Below are 25,733 nucleotides of genomic sequence, written 5' to 3'. Positions count from 1 at the left end.
CAGGCGTCGGTACGTACACAGTCGACCGGTCACAAAGGGCTCGACGATCTGCTCCCTGGTGGTGGTTGGCCCGTGGGTTCACTGAGCGAGGTGTTCATTCCACGCCTTGGATGTGGGGAGTTACAGTTGGTCCTCCCCTGGCTGGCGAGGTTGACCCAGGCCGGGGGCCGGGTGGCCTTGCTTCGCCCCCCGTTGCTGCCCTATGCACCCGCTCTGGCGCAGTCCGGCGTGATCCTGTCAAGGCTCCTGGTTGTCAAGCCCGAGACTGAGGATGCGGCGCGGTGGGCTTGCGAGCAGACCTTGCGGTCAGGCGGGTTCAGCGCGGTGTTGTGCTGGCCTGGAAAGATCACAGCACAGGAACTTCGTAAGCTTCAGCTCGCGGCGGAGGCGGGTGATGCTAGTGGGGTCCTCTATCGCGATCTCTCGGCGGTGGCGCAGGCCTCTCCGGCGGCCTTGCGTTTGGAAATCGTGGACGGGCCAGATCGCCTGAAAGTCACCATCCACAAATGCCGAGGAGGTCAAGCGGGTAGGCAATGGCTACAAGCAGCTTGATGGCTAGGCAGCAATGGCTGTGTCTCGTGCCGAAGCGGCTGGCACTGGATGCCCTCCTGCTACCTGATACCGAGCAGCTGGCCGTGATCACGCGACAGGGCAAGCGCGCTTGGATTGTCGCCACAAAGGCCCCCGTATTTGCCGGTGCCGATCTCGCTGCCGTGGCAACAGCGCGGCCAGAATTGCGATTTGTTGAGCGCCGGCATGAGGCAGAAGCGCAATACCTGCAGCAATTGGCGGCTTTGGGCCATTGCATCGGGGGACCGGTGCATATGGACCATCAGGCACCCAGTATCGATGCCCCTGCGGGTTACGCTGCGGTCTGGGTGGAAGTCGGTCGCAGTGCCCGGCTGTTCGATGGACTGGATGGTGTGCAGGAGGCTGCCCGGCGCAGTCTCGCGGAGTACGGCATGGCGTGCGGTTTGGCCATCGCACCCACGATGGAAGGCGCCCGTCTCCTCGCCCAGCACGACGCGGGCATCGCAATCCCAACGATGAATGATCTCCGTCAATGGCTGCAGGACATGCCGGTGTCCGCCTTGTGTCTGCCGAATCGGGTGAAAGACAGTCTCAGGGCATCGGGCATCGAGCAATGTGACGCCCTTTTTGCAGTACCCAGTGACCAACTGGGACGACGATACGATGTGGACACGACGCGCTACCTGGATCGATTGCTCGGGCGCGCAAAAGAAACTAAGCCTGCTCATCGCCTTCCGCGCCGCTTCGAACAACGGCTGCGATTTGACGGATGCATCCATTCTACGGAAGGGCTGCGATTCCCGTTGCGCAACCTGTTCGGGGCACTTGCACTCGATTTGCGCGCAAGAGACCGCGCCGCTCAGCACATTCGCATCACTTTAGAGCATCCAAGTGCGCCTGACACGCAGCTCCCGATAGGGCTTTCCGCACCGGCGCGGGATGCCGATTACTGGCTGCTGATGACCCGCGAGCATCTTGCTCGGCTGAAGCTTCCCGAGGATGTGACGGCCATCGCTTTGCACTGCGACAGCTTTCATTCACTGGATGCCCCGCAATTGGACCTCTTTGACACCGGAAGGGCGCAAGAGGAAGCCTGGCGCCAAACGGTTGAGCGACTAATTGCGCGACTCGGCGATGAAGCAGTCTGGGAAATGGGACTCGCTGACGACCATCGTCCCGAATGCGCTTGGCAACGGCAGAACCCCACCACAAAATCCTCCGCATCATTGGCACCGCTGAGCTCGGATCGTCCGCTCTGGCTCTTCGATCCGCCTAGACCCTTGCAGGGTTCCCCCTCGCTGATGGGTTCGACGGAGCGTATCGAAACGGGCTGGTGGGAGGGCGAGGAGATACGCAGGGACTATTTCGTGGCGGCCAGTGACACCGGCGCCCGACTGTGGGTGTATCAGGACCGATCCAGCCTGCGCTGGTATCTGCATGGTTTGTGGGCGTGATCGGCGATGCAGCGCTCCCCGACCCGGCAGTCAGCCTATGCCGAGCTCCATTGTCTGAGTGCCTTTTCTTTTCAGCGAGGGGCCTCACAGCCCGCTGCACTGGTTGAACGCGCCCACGCCTTGGGCTATTCCGCGCTGGCGCTCACCGATGAGTGCTCACTGGCCGGGGTCGTACGTGCTTTTGAGGCTTCGCACCGCCTGGGAATCCAACTCATCATCGGCTCTGAACTGCAGCTGGATGACGGCTTGAAGCTCATTCTCCTCGCCCCGAACCACGCAGGTTACAGTGCGCTCTGCCGCTTGATTAGCTGTGCTCGTCGTGCCGCTACCAAAGGGACTTACGCACTGAGCCGGGCTGAAGTGGCCTCGCATGCGGAGGACCTGCTGGCCTTGTGGCCCCCTCGTCTCGATGTTGCCAATGACGAAGATGCCCTCTGGCTGAAAGCCACCTTCGCTGACCGGCTGTGGATCGCGCTCCATCAGCTGCGCGATGGCCTAGACCTGGCACGGCGTCAACAGGCCGAGGCTTTAACGAACAGCCATGACATCCCTGTGACCGCGGTCGGTGGCGTCTTGATGCATAGCCAAGGCCAGCGCGCCCTGGCCGATGTGATGACTTCCTTGCGTTTGCGCAAGCCTTTGCCGGCCTGTGGCACCAAGCTGGCGGCCAATGCCGAGGCCCATCTCCGCTCCAGAGAAGAACTCGCCGAGCTGTTCAAGCCGGAATGGCTGAATGAGAGTCTGAACATCGCGAAACGGTGCCAGTTCCTGCTCAACAGCCTGCGCTATACCTATCCGCGTGAGCTGGTACCCCCCGGCATGACCGCGCAATCTCATCTTCGCGCACTGACCGAAGCAGGGCTGCACCGTCACTGGCCGGCGGGGGTGCCTGAGTCGGTGAGAGCGCTCGTGGAGCGTGAGCTGGCGATCATTGCCGAGTTGGGCTACGAACATTTCTTTCTGACCGTGGCGGATCTCGTGCGCTTTGCCCGCAGTCGCGACATCCTCTGCCAGGGCCGCGGCTCCGCCGCCAATTCCGCGGTGTGCTACGCGCTCGGCATTACCGCCGTAGACCCATCACGCTCTACGTTGCTGTTCGAGCGATTCGTCTCCAAGGAACGGGATGAACCCCCCGATATCGATGTCGACTTCGAGCACCAGCGTCGCGAAGAAGTCATTCAATACGTCTATCAGAAGTATGGGCGCGAGCGGGCTGCACTGGCCGCCACCGTCATCTGCTACCGCACCAAAAGTGCGCTCCGAGACGCCGGCTTTGCCTTGGGCATTTCGCAGGAGCTCATTGATGGCGTGGGCAGAGCCCTGCATTGGCATGACCGCGCCGACACCCTGGCCGAACGCCTGCGGGCGATCGGAGTGGACCCGGAGCAGGACGCCATCCGGCGTTGGATCGGAATCACCGAACAACTGATCGGGCTGCCGCGCCATCTCTCTCAGCACGTCGGCGGCTTCGTCATCGCGGACCAGCCCTTGCATTTTCTGGTGCCGGTCGAAAATGCGGCCATGCCCGATCGCACCATCATTCAATGGGATAAGGACGATCTGGAGTCGCTGGGATTGCTGAAGGTCGATGTGCTGGCGCTCGGCATGCTCACGGCCATCCGTCGCGCATTGGCCATGGTTGCGCAGCGTCGGGGCAGGCCCTTCGCACTCACTGATATCCCCCCGGAAGACCCGGATACCTATGCCATGATCCAGCGTGCCGAAACCGTCGGTGTCTTCCAGATTGAATCCCGTGCGCAGATGAGCATGCTGCCGCGCTTGAAGCCCGCTACCTTCTACGATCTGGTCATTCAGATCTCCATCGTGCGCCCTGGCCCGATCCAGGGCGGCATGGTGCACCCCTATCTCCGCCGGCGGCAGGGCATCGACAATGCCGAGTACCCGAGTCCTGCCCTGGAACAGGTCCTGAAGCGCACACTTGGGGTGCCCCTGTTTCAGGAGCAGGTTATGCAGATCGCCATCGTCGCAGCGGATTTCAGCCCTGGCGAAGCCGATCAGGTGCGCCGCTCCATGGCTGCCTGGAAGCGCCACGGCGGGCTGGAGCATTTCCGCGACCGCCTTCTCAGTGGGATGCGCCGCAATGGCTACGACGATACCTTTGCCGAGGCTATCTATGAGCAGATTCTCGGCTTCGGGAGCTACGGCTTCCCCGAGTCCCACGCGGCAAGCTTTGCCCTGCTTGCTTATGCCTCGTCCTGGCTGAAATGCCATGAACCCGCCGCCTTCTTTGCGGCAATGCTCAACAGTCAACCGATGGGTTTCTACGGCCCCGCGCAGTTGGTGGCGGAAGCGCGGCGCATGGGCGTCACGGTCCGTCCGGTCGATGTGCTCTGCAGCGAGGTGGAATCCAGTCTGGAAGCGGACATCGAGCCCCCCGCAATGCGCCTGGGGCTGAACCGGGTGCGCGGCCTCAGCCATGAAGCCGCGGCCCGAGTGGTCCAGGCGCGACAGCAGCAGCCTTTCCGGTCGCTCGGGGATCTCGTGCATCGCGCGGGCCTCAATGCACAGGATCGCGAGGCACTGGCGCGTGCCGATGCGCTCCGCCCATTATGCGGTCATCGCCATCACGCCCACTGGGCTGCTGCCGGTGAACAGCGGCTGCCAGGCATGCTCGCAGGTCACGCCGCCACGGAGTCAATGCCCGCATTGCCCCCCCCTATGGAGGGCAATGACATCCTTGCCGACTATGCCAGCACCGGGCTAAGTCTCAGACGGCATCCTGTGGCATTGCTTCGCCAGCGGCTGGATCGTCTAGGCGTGTGTCGCGCTGGCCGTGTTGCAGCCCTGCAGGATGGATGCGCCTTGCGTGTCGCCGGACTGGTCATCAATCGCCAACGGCCCTCCACCGCAAAAGGCACGGTCTTCATGACCCTGGAAGACGAAGAGGCCAGTTACAACCTGATTGTCTGGGGGGATACCTTCAAGCGCTTGCGCCAGACTGCGATGGCGGACTTCGTCATCGTCGGGGGCCAGCTACAGCGTGCCGACGGCGTCACGCATATTGTCGTTCACCACATCGAGGATCATAGCGACTGGCTGGGAAGTCTCCGCGTTCGCTCGCGGGATTTCCATTAGCTGTGGCTTGGCCAGCAGAGCTCAGGCCGCATCCGACCATCGGTCACGATCGGTCGTCACAGGCTCGCTTTCCATCCTGGTGGCCTCGATCTCGCTGCTTATCTGGAGAGCCCTCTCTAGACGTGCAGCGCGCAGTCTGCCGAGAAGGCTCGCACCAAAGATCAGCACACATCCTGTTGACATGCTCACCAGGACAACCGCCCATGCTGCAACCGAAAGGACATCAGCAGACATCACATACTCCCGTTAGTGCGGCGCAAAATACACCGGAAAGTGCTGCGCTGCAACAATTGTCTAATACAGGAGGTCCAGCCTCCTGCTAATGACTGGAAGGCAGAGCTATAGTGCGCTGTGTGGTCGCTCTCTACAGGATAAGTGTGGGCTCATGAACCAGCCCAGAGCGTCTTTTTGCAACGCAAAATCGCGACCCATCGCGGCAGATGCGCAAGCTTCAGCTTGAGCTGCCTGCACCGGTCTCACCAGAAAGTCCGTCAGGCGGTTATCAGTCACTGTCGGGTACAAGCGCAGGGTGCACCCCGCTTCGTCCAGCTCGACGTGGGCGATCGCGCTGTAGGGGTGCATGTCGTAGTGCGCGTAGCGCCCTGGGGAATTGAACACGGCATTGCCAAGGGAATAGCAGACCGGGACGCCTCCGATGCACTCGCATTCCAGTAGGGCGTGCGCGCCGTGTCCCAGGATCAGATCCGCGCCAGCTTGCACCCAGCGTTCCGCCGCCGTGCGCATGGCCTCGTCGCGCCGGCGGTAATTCCGCCCCCAGTGCGGAAACACAACGATCCAGGCACGCGGTTGGTCTTCGCGTAGCCTTCGAATACGCTGCGTCATGCTCGCCGCGCTGAATGCGTCCACACCGACCTGCCTATGCTGCGCGATAAAGTCGTACTCCGTGGCGTAGCGAGTGCGGTACTGCATGGAGCCGATCACATACACCGGGCGACTGCCCGCTTCGCCAATGCACAGTGGGGCACTCGCGCCGGACTTGCTTCCGGCTCCAAAGAAGCGGATACCTCCGCAGGCCAGGTGGTGCATGGTTTCGAGCAGGCCAGCCTCTGCGTAGTCCCTGCTGTGATTGTTGGCCAGCGATACGGCGTAGATCCCCAGAGCGCGCAACACCGACACCGTGCGTGCGGGATCATCCCGCCCGACAAAATCCTTACGCCCGTCGAGTGGACTGCTGACAGCCTTGGTCAGCACGGTCTCAAGGTTGATAATTCCGTTGCGACCGTCATCAAAGAAGGGCTTCAGCAAGCGCACGAAGCTGAATGGATCCTCGATCAGTCGCTGGTGCTGTGGGCTCCATGGTCTGCGCGCCTCCCACTGCTGTAGGTAACAATCACCCAGACTGAAATCACCAGCAAAGGTCAGCTTCACAGTGCACGCCCCGGGATCGTGACAAAATCCACTAGCTAGTAGGTTTTCATTGCATGTGCATGACTATGCTCATGCTGCGTTGCGGGTGGTGGCACCACGTGTCCCCCGCTGCTTTCGGGGGTGATGTGAAGAAGTATCGAAATATGCGTGCGCTTTGTGCCGCTGGATTCCTCGTGGGACTTGCAGCCTATGTGTGGATACCAATGTCGTGGGGACTGCTGGTATCTGCAGTTGCCGCTGTGGTCTACGCAGGTGTGCGAGAGCGCGAAACACGCAAGCTATTCAAAGATATCAATCGCGGGTTAGTCACGCTTCGAGGGCAGTTCGAGGCGGCAATGGACGTTCGGCGGCTGATCGACCGCCAAGCCATGCCCTTGCCACCCTCTGGGGGCTGGGCAGCCTCAGCTGATTTTGTCGCCCTGATCGGCGAAACGCTGAAGTCACATCGGCCAAGGCATGTCATGGAGCTGGGTAGTGGACTATCGACAGTCTTTCTCGCCGAGATGTTGTCTGCAGATAGCGGTACTCACCTCACTTCGCTTGACCACGATCCAATGTATGCCGAGCAGACAAGAGCGCGTCTTCGGGTCCGCGGGCTTGATTCCCAGGTTCGGGTTGTCGATGCACCTCTACAGCCAGTGGAGCTTTCACAAGGGTCCTATCGTTGGTATGCGCTTCCGAAGAATTTCGAATGCCCGCCCATCGATTTACTCATTGTTGATGGGCCACCCTCAGCAACCTGCCCCATGAGCCGTTACCCAGCGCTCCCTTTGTTGGCACCCTTTCTGTCTCAGGATTGCATCATCCTCGTCGATGACGCAGACCGTCCCGATGAGAAAAAGATGGTTGCCCAATGGTTGAAGGAGTTTGGCGGTGTACAGCGCCGGATCCCCCTCGAAAAGGGGGCCATCATTATCTACCTTGGGCAGAGCGACGCCGCACTTCAGGCGGCTCGGCACGATTGAGAGTTCCTCCAATGCGACTGTCGGTCATCATCACCACTTACAACTCCCCGATCTGGCTCGAGAAGGTGCTGTGGGGCCTGTATACCCAGCAACATCGCGATTTCGAAGTCATCATTGCCGACGATGGCTCCACCAGGGAAACGGCGGATCTGCTCAAGCGGATGCGCGCCGAGACCGGGCTTGAGCTGCTTCACGTTTGGCAGCCGGACGAAGGCTTCCAGAAGTGTCGCATCCTGAACAAGGCCATCCTGCATGCCGACGCGCCGTACCTTGTCTTCACCGATGGAGATTGCATCCTTCGCTCGGATTTTCTCGCCGAGCACGCACGCAATGCCGAGCGTGGCTACTACCTGTCCGGCAGTTACTGCAAGCTGCCGATGGAGACGAGCCTTGCCATCACCCGTGATGACATCCTGGCCGGGCGCTGCTTCGAGATGGACTGGCTGCGCGCCCATGGACTCAAGCGCAATCGCAAGAACCTGAAACTGGTCGCTCCGCCGCGGCGGGCGGCCCTCTTCAATCTCTTGACCACCACCCGCTGCAATTTCAAAGGGGCGAACGGCTCGGCCTGGAGCGACGACACTATTGCTGTCAATGGCTTTGACGAGCGCATGGCCTGGGGTGGCCTTGATCGCGAGTTTGGTGTGCGTCTGCGCAATCACGGCGTCAAACCGCGCCACGTGCGCTATAACGCCATCTGCGTCCACCTGGATCACAGTCGTGGCTACCGCGACAACAGCGTTGTCAGTGCCAACAAACAGCTGCGGATCGAGCGCGAGCGGTCGCGCGCTGCACGCACCGATCATGGTATTGCCGAATTACTCGAGACGGGCTACCAACCCGACCGCGACTCCGCAATGGTGAAGTAGCGCCTTTTCGGGGCGAGGTGTTTCCAGCTATCAGTGATAGATTGCTGTTGTCGTTTGCCGCACTTCGTGATGCATCCGGGGTAGCGCAATCGACTATAGAAATATAGACCGGGAAAAGTGTAATGATTGGCTCTGGAGACGTCGCCGACGTCGCGGTGGTCATTCCTTGTTGTAACGGAGAGCACCATATCGATCGCGCCTTGAGCAGCGTGGTGACGCAGCCAGGGCTGAGCATGGAGATAGTGGTTGTAGATGACGGGTCTACGGATCGCTCGGTCGATCGTGCGAAAGCATTTTCCGAGGTACAAGTCATCTCGACACCGAATCGCGGTGCCGCCGCTGCACGCAATGCCGGTTTAAGGGCCACGAAGGCCCCGCTCGTCAAGTTCCTGGACGCCGATGACGAACTCTTGCCGGATGCCTTGACTGAGCAGGTCGAGGCGGTCAATCAGTTGGGGCCCGAGCAGATTCACGTGGGCGGTTGGTATGTGCTCGCGGATGCGGGGCAAAAGCGACGGCACGGATGCCAGCGAGATGGCGGCGGTCAAGTCCCCAACCTGATCATCCAAAACATTCTGACCTCGGGCCCGCTGCACCGGAGGCACTTGCTTGAGCGAGTAAATGGCTTTGACGAGCGGTTCCCTTGGAACCAGGAATGGAATCTCCATATTCGGCTCGCGGCATCGGGCGCACAATTCCTATTCCACGAGCAGGCCGTCTACTGTGCACATCGAAGAAGTGACGCTGGCCGCATCACCAACAAAAAGTTCAAGACGCGTGACTTTGTTCGAAAGGAGCTCGATATGATCGAATGGACGCGTCAATCAATAGGCCGTTCCGAGCGCACGGATGTTGCCTTCGCGTTTCGCGCAATGCGGATTGCGAAATCCGCTGCAAAATTGGGCCAATTGGCGGACGCGCACGCGGCATTGGCGTTTGCTCGTGCCATTTCTCCCCGTGACTACCGACGGCACTGGCCGTCCAAGTACACCGCCATTCACCGTCTCTTCGGAACGCGCCTGGGTGAAAAGGCCCTCATCAGATACTGGCAAATGTCGTCATGATGTCGCTGCCCCGTCTTATCGATCACCCTGCATTCATTGGCCCCGGCGCCCCGCCAAACGATCCATCCACTTGAGCCAGCGTTGTCCCTGCATGGGGTCATAGGTCCAGGGTACGGGCAGGCGACGCTCCCCGCGCACGTCAAGAAAGCTTTCGGCAATGGGCAACGGGGGTGGGGTGCCTTCACGCAGTCGCGCCTCGGCTTCTGCTGCCAGATCCTTGAGCGGATACAGGCCGCACTGGCGCCGCCGCTCGGCAAAGCGCAAGGCCCAGGACTTCTGCTTGCCGCGAAAGGCCGGTCCGTTGGGCAGCCACATGGCGAAGGGCACGCGGAGCCGGCCCATGCGCATGAAGTGACGCTGTGCCTGCTGATTGTTGGTGGATTCCCCGCTCTCGAAGCGCCAGCCCACAGCCCGCAGCCGGTCGCTGCGCGCGATGAGAAGATCCGAGTAGTACGCGCCAGTGCTGCGTCGCTGCGGATGCCAGAACCACAGATCCAGCGCCTCGTCGAAGCGGAAATCGCGATCTACGGCGTGCTTGAGCGAGATCTGGCGGATGAAGGCGGGTGAGATGAAGCCCAGCGTGGGCGCACGGTCGAACTGCTGATGCAGCGACGCTTCATCACCGCGTGTGAGTGGCCGCACCAGTTGCGTGTCGTCCTGCAAGAAACAGAACATCGAGGCATCGGCCACGCTGTCGAAGGCAGCCTGCATATTCGGATACAAGCCCCCGTGCTTGTGGCCGGACAGTGCTTCGCTGGTGATGACGGTATGTCGCTGTGCCGCTCTGGACAATACGGCTTGTGTTTCGGGGTCATCGCTGGCGTCGTCCACCACGGTCAGCGGATGCTCCGGTGCCAGCCGCTCAATCGAGTCGATGCAGTTGGCCAGAAAGGGGCCGCGGTTGTAGGAAAAGACAAAGAGCCTCATGGCTGCGCGGCGTCTTCCGAGGCTTTGCGACGCAGCCGCTTGAGCCACTCCTCGAACTCGTTCAAGCGGCGCAGTAGCCGGGAGCGCTTGAGCGGGTTGAAGGGCCAGGGCTCCGGCAGGCTGCCTTCCGCAAGGTGAAGAAAGCGCTCCGGCAGCGGCTTGTCGGTGGCGGCATCGCGCTGGCGCATGGCCGCAACGGCTTCGGTGTCGAGGATGCGCAGCGGATACAAGCCGGAACGGCTGAAATGCTCGCCGAGCCGGAAGGCCAGGGTCTTGCTGCGATTGCGATAGGCCCGGGCATTGGGCACCCACATGGCGAAGGGATCGCGTAGATAGCCCATGCGCCCAAAATGGTGCTGTGCCTGCAGTTCGTTCGCGAATTCGTCGCCGTGGAAGCGCCAGCCCACAGCGTGCAGCCGACCCGTATGCAGCAGCGCGATATCCGAGTAGTAGGTGCCGGCCACTTTCTGTCCATCCTGTACGAAGCGATAGACCTGCGCTTCGGCGTCGTACTCGAACTGCGCCAGCCGCTTGGGCCGGATCGTGCCGCGCAAGAAGACCGGGGCCAGAAAGGCCGCGTCCGGGTGGCGCTCGAAATGTTGTGCAACGAACTGACGGTCGGCCGCTTCGAGCGGCCGGATCATCTGCGTGTCGTCCTGCAGAAAGGCAATGACGCGCCCATCGCGCACCGAATCCAACGCGGTCTGCATATTGTCGTACAGGCTGCCGTGGCGGGCTTTGGTCGACTGCGTCCGGCGGATGATCTGGCAGCGCGCTTCCAGGCGCTCCAGCACGCGCAGTGTTTCCGGGTCATCACTGGCGTCGTCATAGATGGTGACCTCTGCATCCGGTGCGCAGTGCGCGATGGAGGCAATGCAGTTCTCCAGATAGGGCCCGCGATTGAAGGAGAAGACGAAAATGCTTTGCATGCGGTACTCGCGTCGAACTCGGGGCGGGGCTCAGCGTGCGCGTGGCGTGGCGATGCGTTCGCTCAGCCATGATTTGGCGCGTCGGATCGCGCCGCGCAACTGGCCGGACGTGGAGCCCGCGCGATAGCGCCCCTTGGTGGCGTGGCGCAGGCGGTAGACATTCGGGACGTCAATGCCGACGCCCTGGGTGCCGAGCAGCCAGCGGAAGGCGCGGTCCTCGTAGGCCTTGCAGAAATGATCCGCCGGCTGCTGGTAGAGCCGCAGCGTCGGGCAGTAGCCACAGGCGCGGGCGACGTCGCCGTGCGTGATCTGAAGGGGGCCGGTCGCCCGGTCGATGCGGCGGGTGGTGAAGTTCTGGTCGTCCACCTCCACCAGCGCCGGTCCCTGCGCGCTGCGCAGCAGGACCGGATCATCCTCGCTCAGCAAGGGAGTCACCCGTTCTTCGCGCGGATAGAGCAGCGCCTCGGTACGACCCTGCAACTGCTCGGCCAGCGCATCCAGGCAGCCGGCACGGAACATCACATCGCAGTCGGTGAACCAGATCCAGTCAGCTGTAGTGGCGCGCGCCGCAAGATTCCGGCCGATGCCGCGACGGAACAAGGATGCCTTGGGCAGGGTCTGCCAGTTCCAGGTCACATTCGGAACCGATTGCTGCGCAAAGAAGTCGAGCAACGCCTGCGTCTGCGTGTCCTCCCGGGCATAGAACACGGTCATGGTCACGCGCAATTTCTGTGGCGGAAACTGGGCCAGTGCACTCAGCTGATAGGCAAGAAAGCGGCTGTACTGCCAGCAATGGCTGACCACCTCCAGCGACAGCAGGCCCCGCCGGGCCGCGCGATCCGAAGCCGGCGGCGGCGGTGGTGCAAACCAGCGTGCGGGCAGCATTCCTCCCGCGGCAAGCCGCAACAGAGTGCCGCTGGCATTGCGGGCGAGAAAAGGTGCGTCCTCGCACTCTGGAATGGCGTCACTCGTCATGTTCGGCCCGCTTGCGCGGCTTCGGTTCGGTCGTAGGCCCGTACTGTACCGGTCCGCCGTCAGCATGGATGGCGCGTTGCCCCTCCTGGACCAGCATGGGTTGCCGCAGCGACGCCTCCAGCGCGGCCGCCAGCGCGTCACGGGCACGCGCGGCTGCGGCCGAGGCATGGTCCGGGTCATTCAGCCGTGACCACTCCGGATGCGCGCGGGCGCGCCGCAGCAGACGGTCGATCGCGGGCAGCGCGTCTCGATCCTCGGCGAGCGCGATGGCGTGCTGACTGGCGTGCCCGCGCTGCAATAGCGCCGCCAGCAACTGCAGCTGGCGGTGCGCGAGGATCTGCACGGTCTCGGTCTCCACCATCAAGGTGTGCTGACCCCGCACGCGGTCGAGCATGGCGCGGCCGAGATCGTCGCCCACCCCGAAGAGGGCCCCTACGGCGGCACCCACCAAGGTCCCGGTACCGAGACTGAGGCCGCCGCTGAGAAGGTCCACGCCCATGCCTGCCGCGCCCCCCGCGGCAGCGCCCGATCCGCCCCGCTTGCTCAGCACTTTTGCGGTTTCGGGGTCAAAGAGATCAAGATGCCAGCGTCCTTCCTTGAGTGGCAGCGTCGGCGGCTGATAGGCGCCCAATTCAAAGGCGAACAGCTCCAGCAGCAACGCAGTGCAGGCGGCCTCCGACTGGCGCAGCCGCGTGCGAAGTCCTTCTCGGACGGGGGCATCCTCCGTACCCTGTGGCACGACGGCGCGCAGGGCGGCGGCATCCACGAGGAGCGCTGCAATGGCATGGGTCGCGGCCTGCAGTTGGGCCTGACGCTGGGCACGCCGGTGCGCGACGAGACCTTCGATACCTGCACGGTGCGGCGGGAGCAAGGCCGCCAGTGCCTGGAAGACCTGCTCTTCTGCCGCAAGATCAAAGACGACGGTATCGAAGGCCCGCACCCAGTGCAGCCCGCTGTGTGCAAGCTGGCTGTGCCACGCGTCAGGGTGGGCTCCGGGCGCCGCCACGAAATTCAGCAGCGGCAGGATCGGGCGGCCGCACTCCGCCAGCAGGCGCAGCTCCGCGCGGTGCTTCGGCAGGATGGGCTCGCGCGCATCGATGACGTACAGCGCCGCGTCGCTGTGCAGCATCTGCCGCAGGACCCGCGCTTCCTGCTCGAAGCGGCCGTCGTCATGATCGCCGTCCACGAAGCGCTGGATATGCGGCACCGGATCGTCGCCCGGGGCCATTTCAGCGTGGAGTTGCGCAGCCAGTGACAAGGCGTCTTCCAGACCGGGTGTGTCGAACAGCCGCATCGCCGTCCCTTCGGCATCGAGCAGGTCGATGGCTTCGACCACGCGCGTCGTCGCCGGTCGATCGTCCACCTCGCCAAAGCGGGGTTCGCGTGCCAAGGTGCGCAGCAAAGAGGTCTTGCCGGTATTGGTATGGCCTACGACCGCAATGCGTGGCGGTGCGCCTTCCTGTGTCATGGGGTCGGGCCTCCCTTCGCCGAAGGCGGCCCGTCACCGGGCCAGTGCCCGCAGGCGATCTGCAATTCCGCCGCGCATTGGCGCCAGTCGCGCAGACGCGCTGCAGAGGCTCCACCGAGCAGCATCAACGCGCCGGGCCCCGAGGTGGCCGCGACCAGCTCCCGCAACAGGGTCTTCGTCCCGCGGTCCACGACAGCGGCGCCACGTACCAGCATGACCAAACCCTGGTCTCCTTTGGCGCGAATCTGCGCCAGTATCCGGTCGCGTGTCTCAAGGTCGTCCACCCGTCCGAGCCACTGCCACGCTGCCGGCAGCGCAGGCGGCGAACCTGGCGCGGTCTCAACGGCCACCACCAGACGGGGACTGTCATCCCACTGCACTGCCTCGGGCGTGTCGTTGGATGGGCCGCGGTCGTTCGAGGTCATCGCGGGGGCGGTGCCCATCTCGGCCGACCGATGCGCCGGCATCAGCCGCTCGCGCAGGCGTGCGTAGCCGGGGCGGTGGAGGTCGCGCGTGGCGCCGACAACACCGTGCCGCAGCATCACCAGGGTGATGACAAGTGCCAACGCCCTCGGCAGCAGGCCGTAGAGCGCCACGGCCACCAGCAGCCAGCCCGCCCAGGCCTCGCGCGCCGTGTCGGGCAGCGGTCCGCGCAGTGGCAGCGACTCCGCGCCTGCAACGCCGAATAGGGCCGGGCCGAGCGAAAGCACCTCGGCCAGGCGGTGCAGGCTCGCGTCACTGAGCAGCGTGGTTTCCCACGCCAGACCATAGCTTCGGACGCTGAGCAGCAGGGCGAGCGTGATCCATGCGCTGACGAGATAGGCCAGCCACGCCAGATGCATGGTGCTGCTCAGCAGCCAGGGTCCGGCGGGGCTGCGCAGACAGGGCGCGCGCTTGTGCGGCCCGGCGGACCATCGGGCTGCCACGCGCGTGCCTAGCGACGCCAGCATGCCGGGAACCGCCGCTGCGATCCGGCCCCGTCCCCCTAGCAAGAGCAGCAGCCAGAGCAACAGCGCGAGCAGGCTGGGCCCCGTGACCAGCGCCAGGGCCAGGGGAATGCTGACCGGACCGCTGGCAATCAGGGCCGCGCGTGCTGCGGCCACGCCCGCCATCGCAAAGAGCACGGCGAGCAAGAGGCTCAGACCCAGCAGGGCCTGGGCGTTGCGTCGCAACGTGGCGCGCTGGCGGGGTGCATCCGGAAGATGGCGCGCCCGCACCAGGATGCGGTGGCGCAGATCACCGCCGGCCAGGCGCGCCTGCGCATCCGCCTCGGGGCTGTACTCGGGGTGACCGGCGGCCTCCTCACGTGCGCATACGCGCTCGGCGAGACAGTGATCCGTCAGTCGGATACGGGATGCGCGTCGAGCCATCTGCCGACTATACAAAAGCCGGCTTACTGAACCCTGGGTCGGCGCCGCCACTGGCATCATGCGGCTTTCCTGCTTGGGTCTTTGGCGCATGTGGCATTGGCTCTTCCTCGGACTGGCAATCATCTGCGAGGTGATTGCAACCTCGGCGTTGCGCGCGACGGACGGCTTCACCCGGCTGATTCCTTCGCTCATCGTGGTGGTCGGCTATGGCTGCTCCTTCTACTTCCTGGCGCTCACCTTGCGCGTCATTCCCGTGGGTGTCGCCTATGCCGTCTGGTGTGGTGCAGGCATGGCGCTGATTGCATTGATCGGCTGGCTGATCATGGGGCAGAAGCTCGACGCGGCAGCGCTGGTGGGCATTGCCTTCATCGCTGTCGGCGTAGGCGTCATCTTTCGCTTCTCGGACACGGTCGTGCGCTGAATGTCTGTTGATACATTGGCAGGTCTGCTGGATCGGGTGCGCGCCTGTGACCGTTGCCGCGCGCAACTGCCGCACGGGCCGCGGCCGGTGCTGCAGGCCAGCGCCAGCGCCCGCATCCTGATCGCGGGACAGGCGCCGGGCCGGCGCGTGCATGCCTCCGGCCTGCCCTTTGACGACCCCAGCGGCGAACGCCTGCGCGCCTGGATGGGCATCGACCGGCAGCGCTTCTACGATGCCGCGCGCATCGCCATCGTGCCCATGGCCTTCTGTTACCCGGGTACCGGCAAGAATGGCGACCTGCCGCCCCGGCCCGAGTGCGCGCCGGCATGGCGGCAGCCGCTGCTGTCTGCAATGCCGCAGATCGCCCTGACGCTGGTCATCGGCCGCTACGCCCAGGCCTGGCATCTGCCGGAGGCCCCGGTCACGGTCACTGAATGCGTTCGCGCCTGGCGGCAAGTGTGGCCGCAGCAGTTGCCGCTGCCCCATCCCAGCCCCCGCAACCAGCGCTGGCTGCGCCGGAACCCCTGGTTCGAGGCCGAGGTTCTCCCCGCGCTGCGCGCCCGCGTCGCCACACTCATGGACTGAACGCGGCTACCGATTTGCGCCCGAGCCGTTGTGCGCCTCAGCCAGGCTGTACTCGCGCTGCCGGTGCACGCTGCACCAGCACCACCCCGACGGCGGTGATCGCGAGGGCGATCCAGTCGGTGAGCAGCACCGCGTCTCCAAAGGCCAGCCAGGCCATCAGCATGGTCACCGGCGGGCCGAAGTAGAACAGGCTGGCAACGCGGGTGGCGTCGACGCGGGCCAGCAACACCCACATCAAGGCATAGGCGCCCAGCGACACCAGCACGGTGACCCAACCCAGTGCTGCGATGAAGGGCAGGGTCCACTGCGTACGCAGCCCTTCCAGCAGCAGGGCCGGGATCAGCAGCGCCACCGCCGAACCGGCGCTCTGATAGAGCAGCAAGGTGCCCATGGGGAGCCGGCGTCCGCTGTGTGTGCGCAGGCGCTGTGACAGGCTGGCAATGGTGATGGCCACGACCGAGCCAAAGGGCAGTACGTAGGCCCAGAGCGGTGCACCATGGTCGCCCTGCATACGGGCGATCACCGCCACGGCGACCCCGCAGAAGCCGGCGCTCAGCCCCACCCACTGCAGTGGGCTGGTGCCTTCGCCGGTGATGGCGCCCGACAGTGCCCCGGTCAGCAAGGGCTGCAGCGCCACCACCAGCGCGACGATGCCAGCCGGCACATCGGCCTCGATGGCGCCCAGCGCACAACCCAGCCAGACGGCGTGCGCCAGAATGCCGGTCCAGGTGGCGTGGAAGGCCTCGCCGCGATCGGGCAGCAACGGCTCTGACCGGGCAATGACCCAGGCCAGCATCAGCAGCGTCAGCGCCAGATAGCGCCAGAACAGCAGCGTCAGCGCGCCGGCGTAGGGCAGGCCGTATTCGGCACCGATGAAGCCAGAGTTCCAGAGCAGCACGAAGGCGCTGGCCAGAAGCACATAGGGGATCGCACGCGTAGCCATGGGGCTCCAGAGGGGCGAATGGGGGAGGCGGCGTCGGGCGCGCATGTGCACGCGAAAAAGAGGGCCGCAGGCGGTCGGCCAGTCCCGAACCGACCGTTACAATGTCGTCTCCGTCTCCCCGTTGCAAGCCCATGTCCGAATTCGATCCGCGCCTGTTGACTGCGGAACTCAACGAGGCCCAGCGCGAGGCAGTGACCGCGCCGCCGGCCCACCGGCTGGTACTGGCCGGTGCCGGATCGGGCAAGACCCGGGTGCTGACCCACCGCATCGCCTGGCTGGTCGCCGCCGAAGATGTCTCGCCGCACTCCATACTGGCGGTGACCTTCACCAACAAGGCGGCCGCCGAAATGCGCGGGCGGATCGAGGCCTTGCTGGACATCCCCGTGCGTTCGCTCTGGGTGGGGACCTTCCACGGGATTGCCCATCGCATGCTGCGACTGCACTGGAAGGATGCCGGCCTGACGCAGAATTTCCAGATACTGGATGCCGATGACCAGGTGCGCCAGGTCAAGCGCGTGCTGCGCGGCCTGGACATGCCCGAGGACCGCTGGCCGCCCAAGACCGTGGCCGGCTGGATCAACAAGCAGAAGGAGGATGCGCTGCGGCCGGAGGACTTCAGCGACAGCGGCGACATCGCCCAGCGCGCACTGGTACGCGCCTACAGCGCCTATCAGCGCACCTGCGACGACAACGGGCTGGTGGATTTCGCCGAGTTGCTGCTGCGTGCCTTTGAGCTGCTGCGCGACAACGCCGACCTGCGCGCCCATTATCACCAGCGCTTCCGGCACATCCTGGTGGACGAGTTCCAGGACACCAACACGCTGCAATACCGCTGGCTGCGCCTGGTGGCGGGCGAGCAGGGCATCGTCTTCTGCGTCGGCGACGACGATCAGTCGGTCTACTCCTGGCGCGGCGCCAAGGTCGAGAACATGACCAAGCTGCAGCGCGATTACTCCGATCTGGAGGTCATCCGGCTGGAGCAGAACTACCGCTCCACCAGCGTCATTCTGAACGCCGCCAATACCCTGATCGCGCACAATGCCGAGCGCATGGGCAAGAATCTGTGGACCGACGCCGGCGAGGGCGAGCTGATCCAGGTCTACACCGCCTTCAACGATCTCGACGAGGCGGACTTCGTCGTAGGCCGCATTGCTGCAGAGTCGGCCAAGGGGCGGGCCTACACCGAGATGGCGATTCTCTACCGCACCTCGGCACAGTCGCGCGTACTGGAAGAGCGCCTCGTGCAGCAGCGCATTCCCTATCGCATCTACGGCGGGTTGCGCTTCTTCGAGCGCATGGAAATCCGCGACACCCTGGCCTGGATGCGGCTGCTGTCCAATCGCGACGACGATACTGCCTTCGAGCGCGCCCTCGGTACACCCCCACGCGGTGTGGGCGCCACCTCGCTGGAAAAGCTGCGTGCCGCCGCGCGCGACGCCGGTACCAGCCTGTGGGCCGCCTCCGCCCAGGCCGAGAGCGTGATCGGGCGCACGGCCGGCAAGCTGCGGGCCTTCTGCCAACTCATCGAACAGCTGGCCGGCGAGTCGCAGTCGACCCCGCTATCCAAAATGATCGAGCGGGTCATCGACGTAGCCGGTCTGCGCGAGCACTACCGCAAGGAAAAGGGCGAGGCCGGACAGGCGCGTCTGGACAACCTCGACGAATTGATCTCGGCCGCCAAGGCCTTCGAGGGCGACGATGTCGTGCTTGCGGATCTTGATCCCTTGACCGCTTTTCTCACCCATGCCGCGCTCGAGGCGGGCGAGCAGCAGGCAGGCGAAGGCTCGGATTGCGTGCACCTGATGACCCTGCACGCTGCCAAGGGACTGGAATTCCCGCTCGTTTTCCTGGTCGGCGTCGAAGAAGGGCTGTTCCCGCATCAGCGGGCGGTCAACGAGGGCAGTCTCGAAGAGGAACGCCGGCTGTGCTACGTCGGCATCACGCGTGCCCGCGAGCAGTTGTACATCACGCACGCCGAGGCACGACGTACCCATGGCGTCGAGAATCTGTGCGCACCCAGCCGCTTTCTGCGCGAGCTGCCGAGCGAGAGCATGCATGAACTGCGCCCCCGTGCCGGGGTGGTGCGTCCGCGGCTGGCGGGGCGTTTCGCAGACAGCTATGCCAGCGCCGCGCCGCCGCGGCCGCTGATTTCGGATGCGCCGCCTCCGCAGACCGGCCTCTATCTGGGGGCCCGCGTGCGCCACGCACGCTTCGGCGAAGGCACGGTCACGGCCTTTGACGGCGAGGGTGAGCGCGCCCGTGTCGAGGTGGCCTTTGCCGACAGCGGTAGCAAGTGGCTGATCGCCTCGATGGCGCGCCTCGAGCCGCTGTGACGTCGTGGCAGCTCAGCGCTCAAACGGCGTCAGTAGCCTGGCAGCCTGGTGGGCGCGGCGTCGCAGCCGCATCGCCGATCGCCCACTGCAGGTCTGGCTGGATGAATCTCTGCCCTGGCGCGCCCTGCTGACAGCCGCCCAGCGCGATCGCCACCTCGCGCATACCCAGCAACTGCTGCAACGCCTGCACCTGCATGGCTGCGATGGTCTCGAACTCAGCCCCCGCATGGCGGCGATGTTGTGCGGCCTGGCGGCGCTGCTGTGCCTGCGCGTCAGGCGACCGATGCCGCAGCTGCGGGCCCTGCTGGTCTATCCGGCCCCCTTCTGGGTGCCGCAGGATTTCCCCGACGAAGCCGGTCTGGTGTCTGATGAGGAGGTGCTGCACAGCGGGCTGTCCGAAGACAATGGCCGCGTGCTGCTGGCCTGGGACGAGGTCGAGGCGGCGCTCACTGGCGCCGAGCACAACGTGGCGGTCCATGAGTTCGCCCACCAGCTTGATGCGATGAGCGGCGGCGAGGGTGCGCCCGTGGGGGCGCCGACGCGGAGCTGGTCCGACACCATGCAGGCAGCGTGGGCAGACTTCGAGCAGGCGGCGTCGCCGGTACTGGACGATTACGCCCTGGAAGGGCCCGCCGAGTTCTTCGCGGTAGCCGTCGAGGCCTTCTTCCAGCGCCCCGAGGCACTGGATGCGGTACACCCGGCGCTGTACCGGCTGTTGGCCGAGTACTTCGGTTTCGAAGCCAAGGGGCTCGTTTTCCCGCCGGCGCTGCGCTGAGCGCCGGCGTCGGCTCAAAGTGCAAGCAAGGCCGCGTGCCTACTCGCCCTGTCCGAGGGAGTAGCCCCGCTCGCCGTCGAACTCGTAGAGATGCTCGGTCTTGATGCAGTGGAAACCAGCCTGGGCGATGCGCAGGAGCAGCGCCGGAATGCATTCCGGTGCCAACGGCTTAGACTCCAGCATGGTGCTGCCGTCATCGGACAGTCGCGCCGCACACGATACGAATCGACAGCGCCAGTGATCCGTGCAGAAGGTTTCGGGAAAACCGCCCGGGTAGACCTTGACGCCGCGGTTGGTGACCATCTTTAGCTGGAACTCGTCGCCGGTCAGTGCTTCCAGCGCCTTGCCCAGCACCGCCGCCTGCCGGTTGGGCATGTCCCAATCCAGAAAGACATCGACGCCCACCAGCTGCTTCTTCGGCTTGGTAGCCGCGCGCGTCCGGACCTGGATCGGGCCGCGGTCGTCGCCTGGGGGGAAGGAGGCAAGATGGCGCGGGGACTCGCCCAGCCGGGCAATGACCGCGTCGGCGAAGGCCTTTGTCCCGACCCGTCGCTTGGTGTGGCTTGAATGGCCCAGATCCGCCGTGTGGATGCCGTCTTCGAGGGTGCGCAGCAGGGCATTGCCCATGTGCGAGGCGGTCTCGGCCTGGCCAAGGTGCGTCAGCATCAGGCAGGCGGCCTGCATCAGCCCGGCTGGATTGGCCTTGCCCTGACCGGCGATATCCGGTGCCGAGCCGTGGATGGCCTCGAACATGGCAACGGTGTCGCCGACATTGGCCGAACCGCCCAAGCCCACCGAACCGGCAATCTCGGCCACGATGTCGGAGAGGATGTCGCCGTAGAGATTCATGGTGACCACTACATCGAAGCGTTCCGGGGTGGCGGCAAGGCGCGCCGCACCGATATCGATGATGTAGTGCTCTGTCTCCAGTTCTGGGTACTCCGTGGCCACCTCATCGAAGACGCGATGGAACAGGCCATCGCTGAGCTTCATGATGTTGTCCTTGGTCATGCAGGTGAGCTTGCGGCGACCGGCCCGACGTGCCAGTTCGAAGGCATAGCGGATCAGCCGCTCGCAGCCCGGTCGCGACACCAGCTTCAGGCATTGCACGACCTCGGCGGTCTGCTGGTGCTCGATGCCGGCGTAGAGATCCTCCTCGTTCTCGCGCACGATGATCAGATCCATGGCCGGATGGGCGCTCGGCACGAAGGGGGCGAAGGCGCGCACCGGGCGCACATTGGCGTACAGGCCCAGGGTTTTGCGGATGGTGACGTTCAGGCTCTTGTAGCCGCCGCCCTGCGGCGTGGTGATCGGCGCCTTGAGCAGGACCGGATTGCGGCGCAACGTGTCCCAGGCCTCGGGGGCGATGCCCGAGCTGTAGCCCTCCTGGTAGAGCGTCTCGCCGATGCGAATCTCCTCGACGCTGATACGTGCGTGGGCGGCATCGAGCAGGCGCAGCGTCTGCTCCATGATTTCGGGTCCGATGCCATCGCCGTGTGCCACCGTGATGGCGGCTGTTCCCTTGTCCGCAGCGTCGTCGCGCGCCGTGTCCTGCATGACGTCTTTCATCGGAAACCTAGTTCTGTGGTCCGTACATTGCGCCGTCGCGAACGAAGCGTTCCAGGCGCACCACTTGGACATCGGAAACGAACATCACGCCGGACTCGCGTTCGAACAGCGGTTTGAGACCGCTTGCGGCACGACGAATGGTGTCGGGGCTGGCTACCGCCACGAACATGATCAGGCTGTCTTCCTCGTTGAACAGCAGGCGGCCTTCGTGGAAGCCGTGCGCACCGCGGCCGGCGATGTCACGGATGATCGTATAGCCGGTGCTGCCGGATGACTCCAGCAGTTCGCGCACAAAATGCTCCTCGTCGCCGTGCACGATGATCTCGATCTTCTTGACGGCGTGAAAGACGATGTCCTGGTCGGTGTTCATAGCGCGTGCTCGCTGACAGAGGTTGAGTGGCTGGAAGCGGATGGAGACGGTGAAGTGGATGCAGCTCCCGCTTCTTCTGCAGCATGCAGCAACCAGCTTCCGCCGGGTTGGCGTTGCCGGACATCGCCGCTCCTGGGGTCGATGGCCGCCACCGCCACCCACTCATTGTCGAACAGCCGCTGCAGCACGCCATTGCGCTGGATCACGGATTCGATCCGCTCCGGGGGCGCGTGCACCACGGTCAGCAGGCGCAGTGGCTCATGCTGGGCTTGGCCATCTGGTCGCAGCACGGATTGTTCCGGCAGGCCGGTCATCAGATCGCTGCCATTGCCTTGCAGAACACCGAGGCGGCCCACGACCGTCTGGGTGGTCTTGGAGCCGGCGCCGAAAACCTGGGTGTCGACCGTGGAGAAGTAGTACTGGCTGTTGATCCAGTGGGCGACCACCATCGGCGCCGTCAGGATGATCTCCAGCGCCCTGCCGCGGCCATCGCTTTGCCAGTCATAGGAGTGCAGGAAGCACCGCCCCTCCAGGTCCAGATCTGCGCTCAGCCAGCGGGGACCCACCAGGAAGGCGGCGTTGCCGGCAAGTCCCCATTCGGGGCGGACTTCCGACCAGTCCCTGCAGCGCTGCTCGACCACCGCCACCGGGTCGCCGGCGCTATTCGGTAGCTGCCGGCAGCGCTCCGCAGCGGCGTGGCGGCGCGCCTGCGCCAGGTCCGCGAGCAGTTGCTGCAGGGCCGTGGCATGGTCAGGTGGCACGGCCTCGGCATCGAGCAGGCGCACCTCATCGGTGGTGGTGTTGTGTTCGGCCGCCAGGAAGACGGTGGTCTCCGGGATGTCGATCCCACGGGTGGCTAGTGCTGCGCGCACACGGCGCTGGTTCAGGATCTGCGTCAGGACGCGGGCGTTGGGCCCACCCGACTGCCCACCGCAGGCGCCGCAGTCGAGTGCCCGGGCATAGGGGTTGTTGACGGTTTCGCCGCCATGGCCACACAGCACCACCAGCGGCGCGAAATCCGCAATCAGACCCATCGTCTTGAGCGCGGCTTCCGCATAGAAGATCTGCTGATCGTGCGCGATGCCGTGGCCGTCGCTCTCGGCCACGCGGATATGGGTGGCGGTACTCGGTGGCTGCGCCTGCGGCCGTTCACGGCGTGGTGCGAGATTGGCCTGTGCCATGGACAGCCCGAAGGCCCAGCCGCTGGCTTCGACATAGGCGAAGGAGGCGGCAATCCCAGACTTGAGGCTGTCGGCCAGGCGCTTGCCGAGTTGGCGCCAGCGCTGTCTTCCGCGCCATTGCCGAATGGCCTTGCCGCCGCGTTGATGGGCGTGCTCGCGCACCAGGTGCTGCGGGTCCACCAGCACCGGACAGGAGGCAACGGCATCGGATTCGTCCAACGCCTGCCACGCCATCGGCACGCCGAAGAAGCCGGCAAAACCCAGGGTTTCGTAGGGCCCCGTTGCTTCGATATGTCTGCGCAAGACCTCCGAGCGAACATCGATGCAGAACACGAGCTGCGCCGCCGTGGCGGGCTTGTCGGAAGGCGCAGGGAGGGCGCGGGCGCCCAGCTGTTGCAGCAGCGGTGCCCGCCAGCGCGCCTCGCGTGCGCGCAGTTGCTCGATGCCATCCTCCACCGTCGGCGCATGCGCCAGGGCTTCGGCAGGCGCCACGTCCAGGCAATGACATAGCGCCATGCGCACGGCCAGGAAATCGACCACCGTGACCGGCGCATGCTGCTGCCAGGGGTCGCTGTCGCGCTGTGCGCGCCAGCGCACGAAGGAGGCCCAGCCAGGCAGCGCGTGCAGGTGGCCACGCAGGCGCTCGATGCGTGCCTCTCCCGCGGCGGTATCGGCGGTCAGCGTCTGCACGCAGGCCAGTGCTGCATCCGGCAGTGTGCGCAGTCGCCGACGACTGCGCAGCAGCGGGTCGTGCTGCGCCACGGCGCGCCAGGCGCGATACAGGCCCTGATGGCGGTTGGGCATGTTCCACGCTGCCTGGCCCTGATCGCAGAAGGCCGTGAGTGCCTGGATGAGGTGGCGGTTGACCTCGGCGCTGCCCGACTGCCAGCGCGCGTCAATATCTGCGAGGCGCTCGGTGGTAGCGCCCCAGTAGCCGCGGCCACCCTGATAGCGTGTGGCGGTGGCCACTGCGGTTGCGAAGGGGCGGTCCTCCCAGCCGCGCAGCGGGTTGATGGCAACGAATCCGGGAAGGGGCCAGTAGGGTGACAGCGAGCGTGCTGCCACCTCAACTTCACCGATCAATCGTGCCCGCTCAGGCATCGTGCAGACTCCGGTGCGGGGAAATGGTGGCAAAGGACGGTGCCGAGGCGGCGCGCACCCAGGCATAGACCCGCGCTGAGCTGCGCAGCCGCCCGCTCAGGTCCCACAGCGCCACGGCGGCGAACGCCAGCACCACCACGCCGTGTGCGGCATGCAGTGGCTGCGCGAAATCCGCCAGTCCCAGCGGCGCCAGCAGGTGATCGGTGGCAGCGACGATGGCGCCGTAGACCGCGGCGCCGGGCAGCAGCAGCAAAGGAATGGCAAGGCTGCGCGTGCCCGCCGATAACTGCTGCGCCGTGGCCACCGCGAAGGCGGCGCGCACCGCGCACACGGCCGCGAAGAGCACCAGGATCGCCCCGGTATCGTCCCACCGCTTGCCGCTAACCTGGGCAAAGACGGCTGCTGCCAGGAGTGCGCTCGGCAATATGACGGCCCACAGCCATGGTGCAGGTCGCGCGCGCGGTGTCGGTGCAGTGGCCAGCACGGCGTTGCCTGCACCCAGGAACAGCCTGGCCTTGTACAGGCCGTGCAGCATCAGATGGGCGACCGCCGCACCGAACAGCCCCAAACCGCACTGCGCGATCATGAAGCCCATCTGGGCCACCGTGGAGGCCGCCAGCGTGCGCTTGATATCGCTCTGCACCAGCGCAAACAGGCTGCCAAGCAGCGCCGAGAGTCCGCCGACGACGAAGACGGCGTGCAGCAGCCCCGGCACTTCGGCCAAAGGTGGCGCCAGCCGCAGCACCAGAATGCCGCCCGCATTGACCATGCCGGCGTGCATCAGGGCCGATACCGGCGTGGGGGCGGTCATCGACGACATCAGCCAGCGGCTGGCCGGTGGCAGCGCACATTGAATCACCGCGGCGAGGATCACCAGCAGCAGCGGTGCCAGCGGCGGGGCCTGCGCACTGGCGTGCTGGCCAATCTCCACCAGGGACGCGGTACCGGCGGCGACGCTCAGCCACAGCAGACCCACCCCCATAGCGAGAGACCCAGCGAGCAGCCAGCGGCGGGCCATGCGGCCGGCCGCACGCGCAGCAGGCTGGTTGCGCCGATAGCCGATGAGATCGGCCAGCCACCACGCCATGGCGGTCCACGCTGCGGTGAACCACAGCACGTGGTCGGCCGCCACCAGGAGCAGGGCAGTCAACAGCAGGGCGGCGAGGCGCCACCAGAAGCGCTGTGCCTCGGCTTCGCCATCCATGTAGCGCGCGGCGAAATGGGCGACGTTGGCGCCCACAAAGGCGATGAAAGGGGCCAGCAGCCAGAACAGCGCATCGAGTCGCAGCCCCGCGAGCTGCACGACGCTGGGGTAGCGCAGTACTGCAAGGGCGAACAGGGCGAGGAAAAGCAGCCAGCCAGGCCAGATGAGGTGTTTCGGCATGGGCACGCACCAGAATCCGGATGTCCGCATCTTC

22 protein-coding genes (1 of these 22 cut by a window edge) are annotated in these 25,733 nt (G+C 65.0%); 10 read left to right on the top strand and 12 right to left on the bottom strand.

From position 1 onward, the window contains the following. Window positions 1-552: the 3' portion of a translesion DNA synthesis-associated protein ImuA gene (imuA, locus tag ACOOFO_RS01335; RefSeq protein WP_420427866.1), read on the top strand. It extends 66 nt beyond the left edge of the window; the window shows 552 of its 618 coding nt (coding positions 67-618); the start codon falls outside the window, past its left edge; the stop codon is at window positions 550-552. A 59-nt stretch (window positions 553-611) separates the two neighbouring features. Here the strand turns inward: imuA and ACOOFO_RS01330 are convergent, their stop codons facing one another. Then, window positions 612-1,064 carry a hypothetical protein gene (locus ACOOFO_RS01330; protein WP_420427865.1) on the bottom strand — a complete coding sequence of 151 codons (453 nt, stop codon included), beginning with the start codon at window positions 1,062-1,064 and terminating at the stop codon, window positions 612-614. Window positions 1,065-1,076: 12 nt separating this feature from the next. Here ACOOFO_RS01330 and ACOOFO_RS01325 point away from each other — a divergent pair, with 12 nt between their 5' ends. Next, window positions 1,077-1,985 carry a hypothetical protein gene (locus tag ACOOFO_RS01325; protein ID WP_420427864.1) on the top strand — a complete coding sequence of 303 codons (909 nt, stop codon included), beginning with the start codon at window positions 1,077-1,079 and terminating at the stop codon, window positions 1,983-1,985. A 6-nt stretch (window positions 1,986-1,991) separates the two neighbouring features. After that, window positions 1,992-5,081, top strand: a complete 3,090-nt coding sequence (locus ACOOFO_RS01320) for an error-prone DNA polymerase (RefSeq protein ID WP_420427863.1) — start codon at window positions 1,992-1,994, stop codon at window positions 5,079-5,081. 339 nt (window positions 5,082-5,420) lie between these two features. Here ACOOFO_RS01320 and ACOOFO_RS01315 read toward each other — a convergent pair whose 3' ends face one another. Then, window positions 5,421-6,470, bottom strand: coding sequence for a CapA family protein (locus ACOOFO_RS01315; protein WP_420427862.1), 1,050 nt, complete (start codon window positions 6,468-6,470; stop codon window positions 5,421-5,423). Window positions 6,471-6,595: 125 nt separating this feature from the next. On the opposite strand from ACOOFO_RS01315, the gene ACOOFO_RS01310 reads away from it, so the two are divergent. The 3 genes from ACOOFO_RS01310 to ACOOFO_RS01300 all read left to right on the top strand — a co-directional run bounded on the left by ACOOFO_RS01310 (window position 6,596) and on the right by ACOOFO_RS01300 (window position 9,368). Beyond that, window positions 6,596-7,435: a class I SAM-dependent methyltransferase gene (locus ACOOFO_RS01310; protein ID WP_420427861.1), complete on the top strand. Its 840-nt coding sequence runs from the start codon at window positions 6,596-6,598 to the stop codon at window positions 7,433-7,435. Between the two features lie 11 nt (window positions 7,436-7,446). Then, entirely contained in the window at window positions 7,447-8,304 is an 858-nt protein-coding gene (locus tag ACOOFO_RS01305) for a glycosyltransferase family 2 protein (RefSeq protein ID WP_420427860.1), read from the top strand. Window positions 8,305-8,426: 122 nt separating this feature from the next. Beyond that, window positions 8,427-9,368 carry a glycosyltransferase family 2 protein gene (locus ACOOFO_RS01300; protein WP_420427859.1) on the top strand — a complete coding sequence of 314 codons (942 nt, stop codon included), beginning with the start codon at window positions 8,427-8,429 and terminating at the stop codon, window positions 9,366-9,368. Window positions 9,369-9,401: 33 nt separating this feature from the next. Here ACOOFO_RS01300 and ACOOFO_RS01295 read toward each other — a convergent pair whose 3' ends face one another. The 5 genes from ACOOFO_RS01295 to ACOOFO_RS01275 are packed head-to-tail and all read right to left on the bottom strand — an operon-like array spanning window position 9,402 to window position 15,037. After that, window positions 9,402-10,295: a hypothetical protein gene (locus tag ACOOFO_RS01295; protein WP_420427858.1), complete on the bottom strand. Its 894-nt coding sequence runs from the start codon at window positions 10,293-10,295 to the stop codon at window positions 9,402-9,404. Further along, a complete protein-coding gene (locus ACOOFO_RS01290) occupies window positions 10,292-11,224 on the bottom strand; it encodes a glycosyltransferase family 2 protein (RefSeq protein ID WP_420427857.1) in 933 nt (310 codons plus the stop codon). The genes ACOOFO_RS01295 and ACOOFO_RS01290 overlap by 4 nt, the downstream gene beginning before the upstream one ends. 30 nt (window positions 11,225-11,254) lie before the next feature. Then, window positions 11,255-12,199: a glycosyltransferase family 2 protein gene (locus ACOOFO_RS01285; protein WP_420427856.1), complete on the bottom strand. Its 945-nt coding sequence runs from the start codon at window positions 12,197-12,199 to the stop codon at window positions 11,255-11,257. Next, entirely contained in the window at window positions 12,189-13,667 is a 1,479-nt protein-coding gene (locus ACOOFO_RS01280; RefSeq protein WP_420427855.1) for a GTPase/DUF3482 domain-containing protein, read from the bottom strand. Before ACOOFO_RS01280 ends, ACOOFO_RS01285 begins: the two co-directional genes overlap by 11 nt. Next, entirely contained in the window at window positions 13,664-15,037 is a 1,374-nt protein-coding gene (locus ACOOFO_RS01275; protein ID WP_420427854.1) for a DUF2868 domain-containing protein, read from the bottom strand. The genes ACOOFO_RS01280 and ACOOFO_RS01275 overlap by 4 nt, the downstream gene beginning before the upstream one ends. Before the next feature lie 88 nt (window positions 15,038-15,125). Between ACOOFO_RS01275 and ACOOFO_RS01270 the strand changes: the two genes are divergently transcribed. Both ACOOFO_RS01270 and ACOOFO_RS01265 read left to right on the top strand, forming a co-directional pair. Continuing rightward, window positions 15,126-15,458, top strand: a complete 333-nt coding sequence (locus ACOOFO_RS01270; protein ID WP_420427853.1) for a DMT family transporter — start codon at window positions 15,126-15,128, stop codon at window positions 15,456-15,458. Further along, window positions 15,459-16,043, top strand: a complete 585-nt coding sequence (locus tag ACOOFO_RS01265) for a uracil-DNA glycosylase family protein (protein ID WP_420427852.1) — start codon at window positions 15,459-15,461, stop codon at window positions 16,041-16,043. Between the two features lie 37 nt (window positions 16,044-16,080). Here ACOOFO_RS01265 and ACOOFO_RS01260 read toward each other — a convergent pair whose 3' ends face one another. Continuing rightward, window positions 16,081-16,986 carry a DMT family transporter gene (locus ACOOFO_RS01260; RefSeq protein WP_420427851.1) on the bottom strand — a complete coding sequence of 302 codons (906 nt, stop codon included), beginning with the start codon at window positions 16,984-16,986 and terminating at the stop codon, window positions 16,081-16,083. Window positions 16,987-17,117: 131 nt separating this feature from the next. Here ACOOFO_RS01260 and uvrD point away from each other — a divergent pair, with 131 nt between their 5' ends. After that, entirely contained in the window at window positions 17,118-19,319 is a 2,202-nt protein-coding gene (gene uvrD / locus ACOOFO_RS01255) for a DNA helicase II (protein ID WP_420427850.1), read from the top strand. A 4-nt stretch (window positions 19,320-19,323) separates the two neighbouring features. Further along, entirely contained in the window at window positions 19,324-20,094 is a 771-nt protein-coding gene (locus ACOOFO_RS01250) for a zinc-dependent peptidase (RefSeq protein ID WP_420427849.1), read from the top strand. Between the two features lie 39 nt (window positions 20,095-20,133). Here ACOOFO_RS01250 and ACOOFO_RS01245 read toward each other — a convergent pair whose 3' ends face one another. From ACOOFO_RS01245 to ACOOFO_RS01230, 4 genes are read right to left on the bottom strand one after another with little or no spacing between them, the layout of a single operon-like run. After that, window positions 20,134-21,663: an NADP-dependent isocitrate dehydrogenase gene (locus ACOOFO_RS01245; RefSeq protein WP_420427848.1), complete on the bottom strand. Its 1,530-nt coding sequence runs from the start codon at window positions 21,661-21,663 to the stop codon at window positions 20,134-20,136. Window positions 21,664-21,670: 7 nt separating this feature from the next. Continuing rightward, a complete protein-coding gene (locus tag ACOOFO_RS01240; protein ID WP_420427847.1) occupies window positions 21,671-22,033 on the bottom strand; it encodes a DUF190 domain-containing protein in 363 nt (120 codons plus the stop codon). Next, window positions 22,030-24,315 carry a DUF2309 domain-containing protein gene (locus tag ACOOFO_RS01235; protein WP_420427846.1) on the bottom strand — a complete coding sequence of 762 codons (2,286 nt, stop codon included), beginning with the start codon at window positions 24,313-24,315 and terminating at the stop codon, window positions 22,030-22,032. Before ACOOFO_RS01235 ends, ACOOFO_RS01240 begins: the two co-directional genes overlap by 4 nt. Beyond that, the gene (locus ACOOFO_RS01230) at window positions 24,308-25,699 is read right to left on the bottom strand and encodes a proton-conducting transporter membrane subunit (RefSeq protein WP_420427845.1); all 1,392 of its coding nucleotides are present in this window, start codon (window positions 25,697-25,699) and stop codon (window positions 24,308-24,310) included. Before ACOOFO_RS01230 ends, ACOOFO_RS01235 begins: the two co-directional genes overlap by 8 nt. Window positions 25,700-25,733: the final 34 nt, after the last annotated feature.

The sequence above is a fragment of the Algiphilus sp. genome (genome assembly GCF_965216485.1).
GTDB lineage: Bacteria > Pseudomonadota > Gammaproteobacteria > Nevskiales > Nevskiaceae > Algiphilus.
This window is presented reverse-complemented; position numbering and strand designations above follow the sequence as displayed.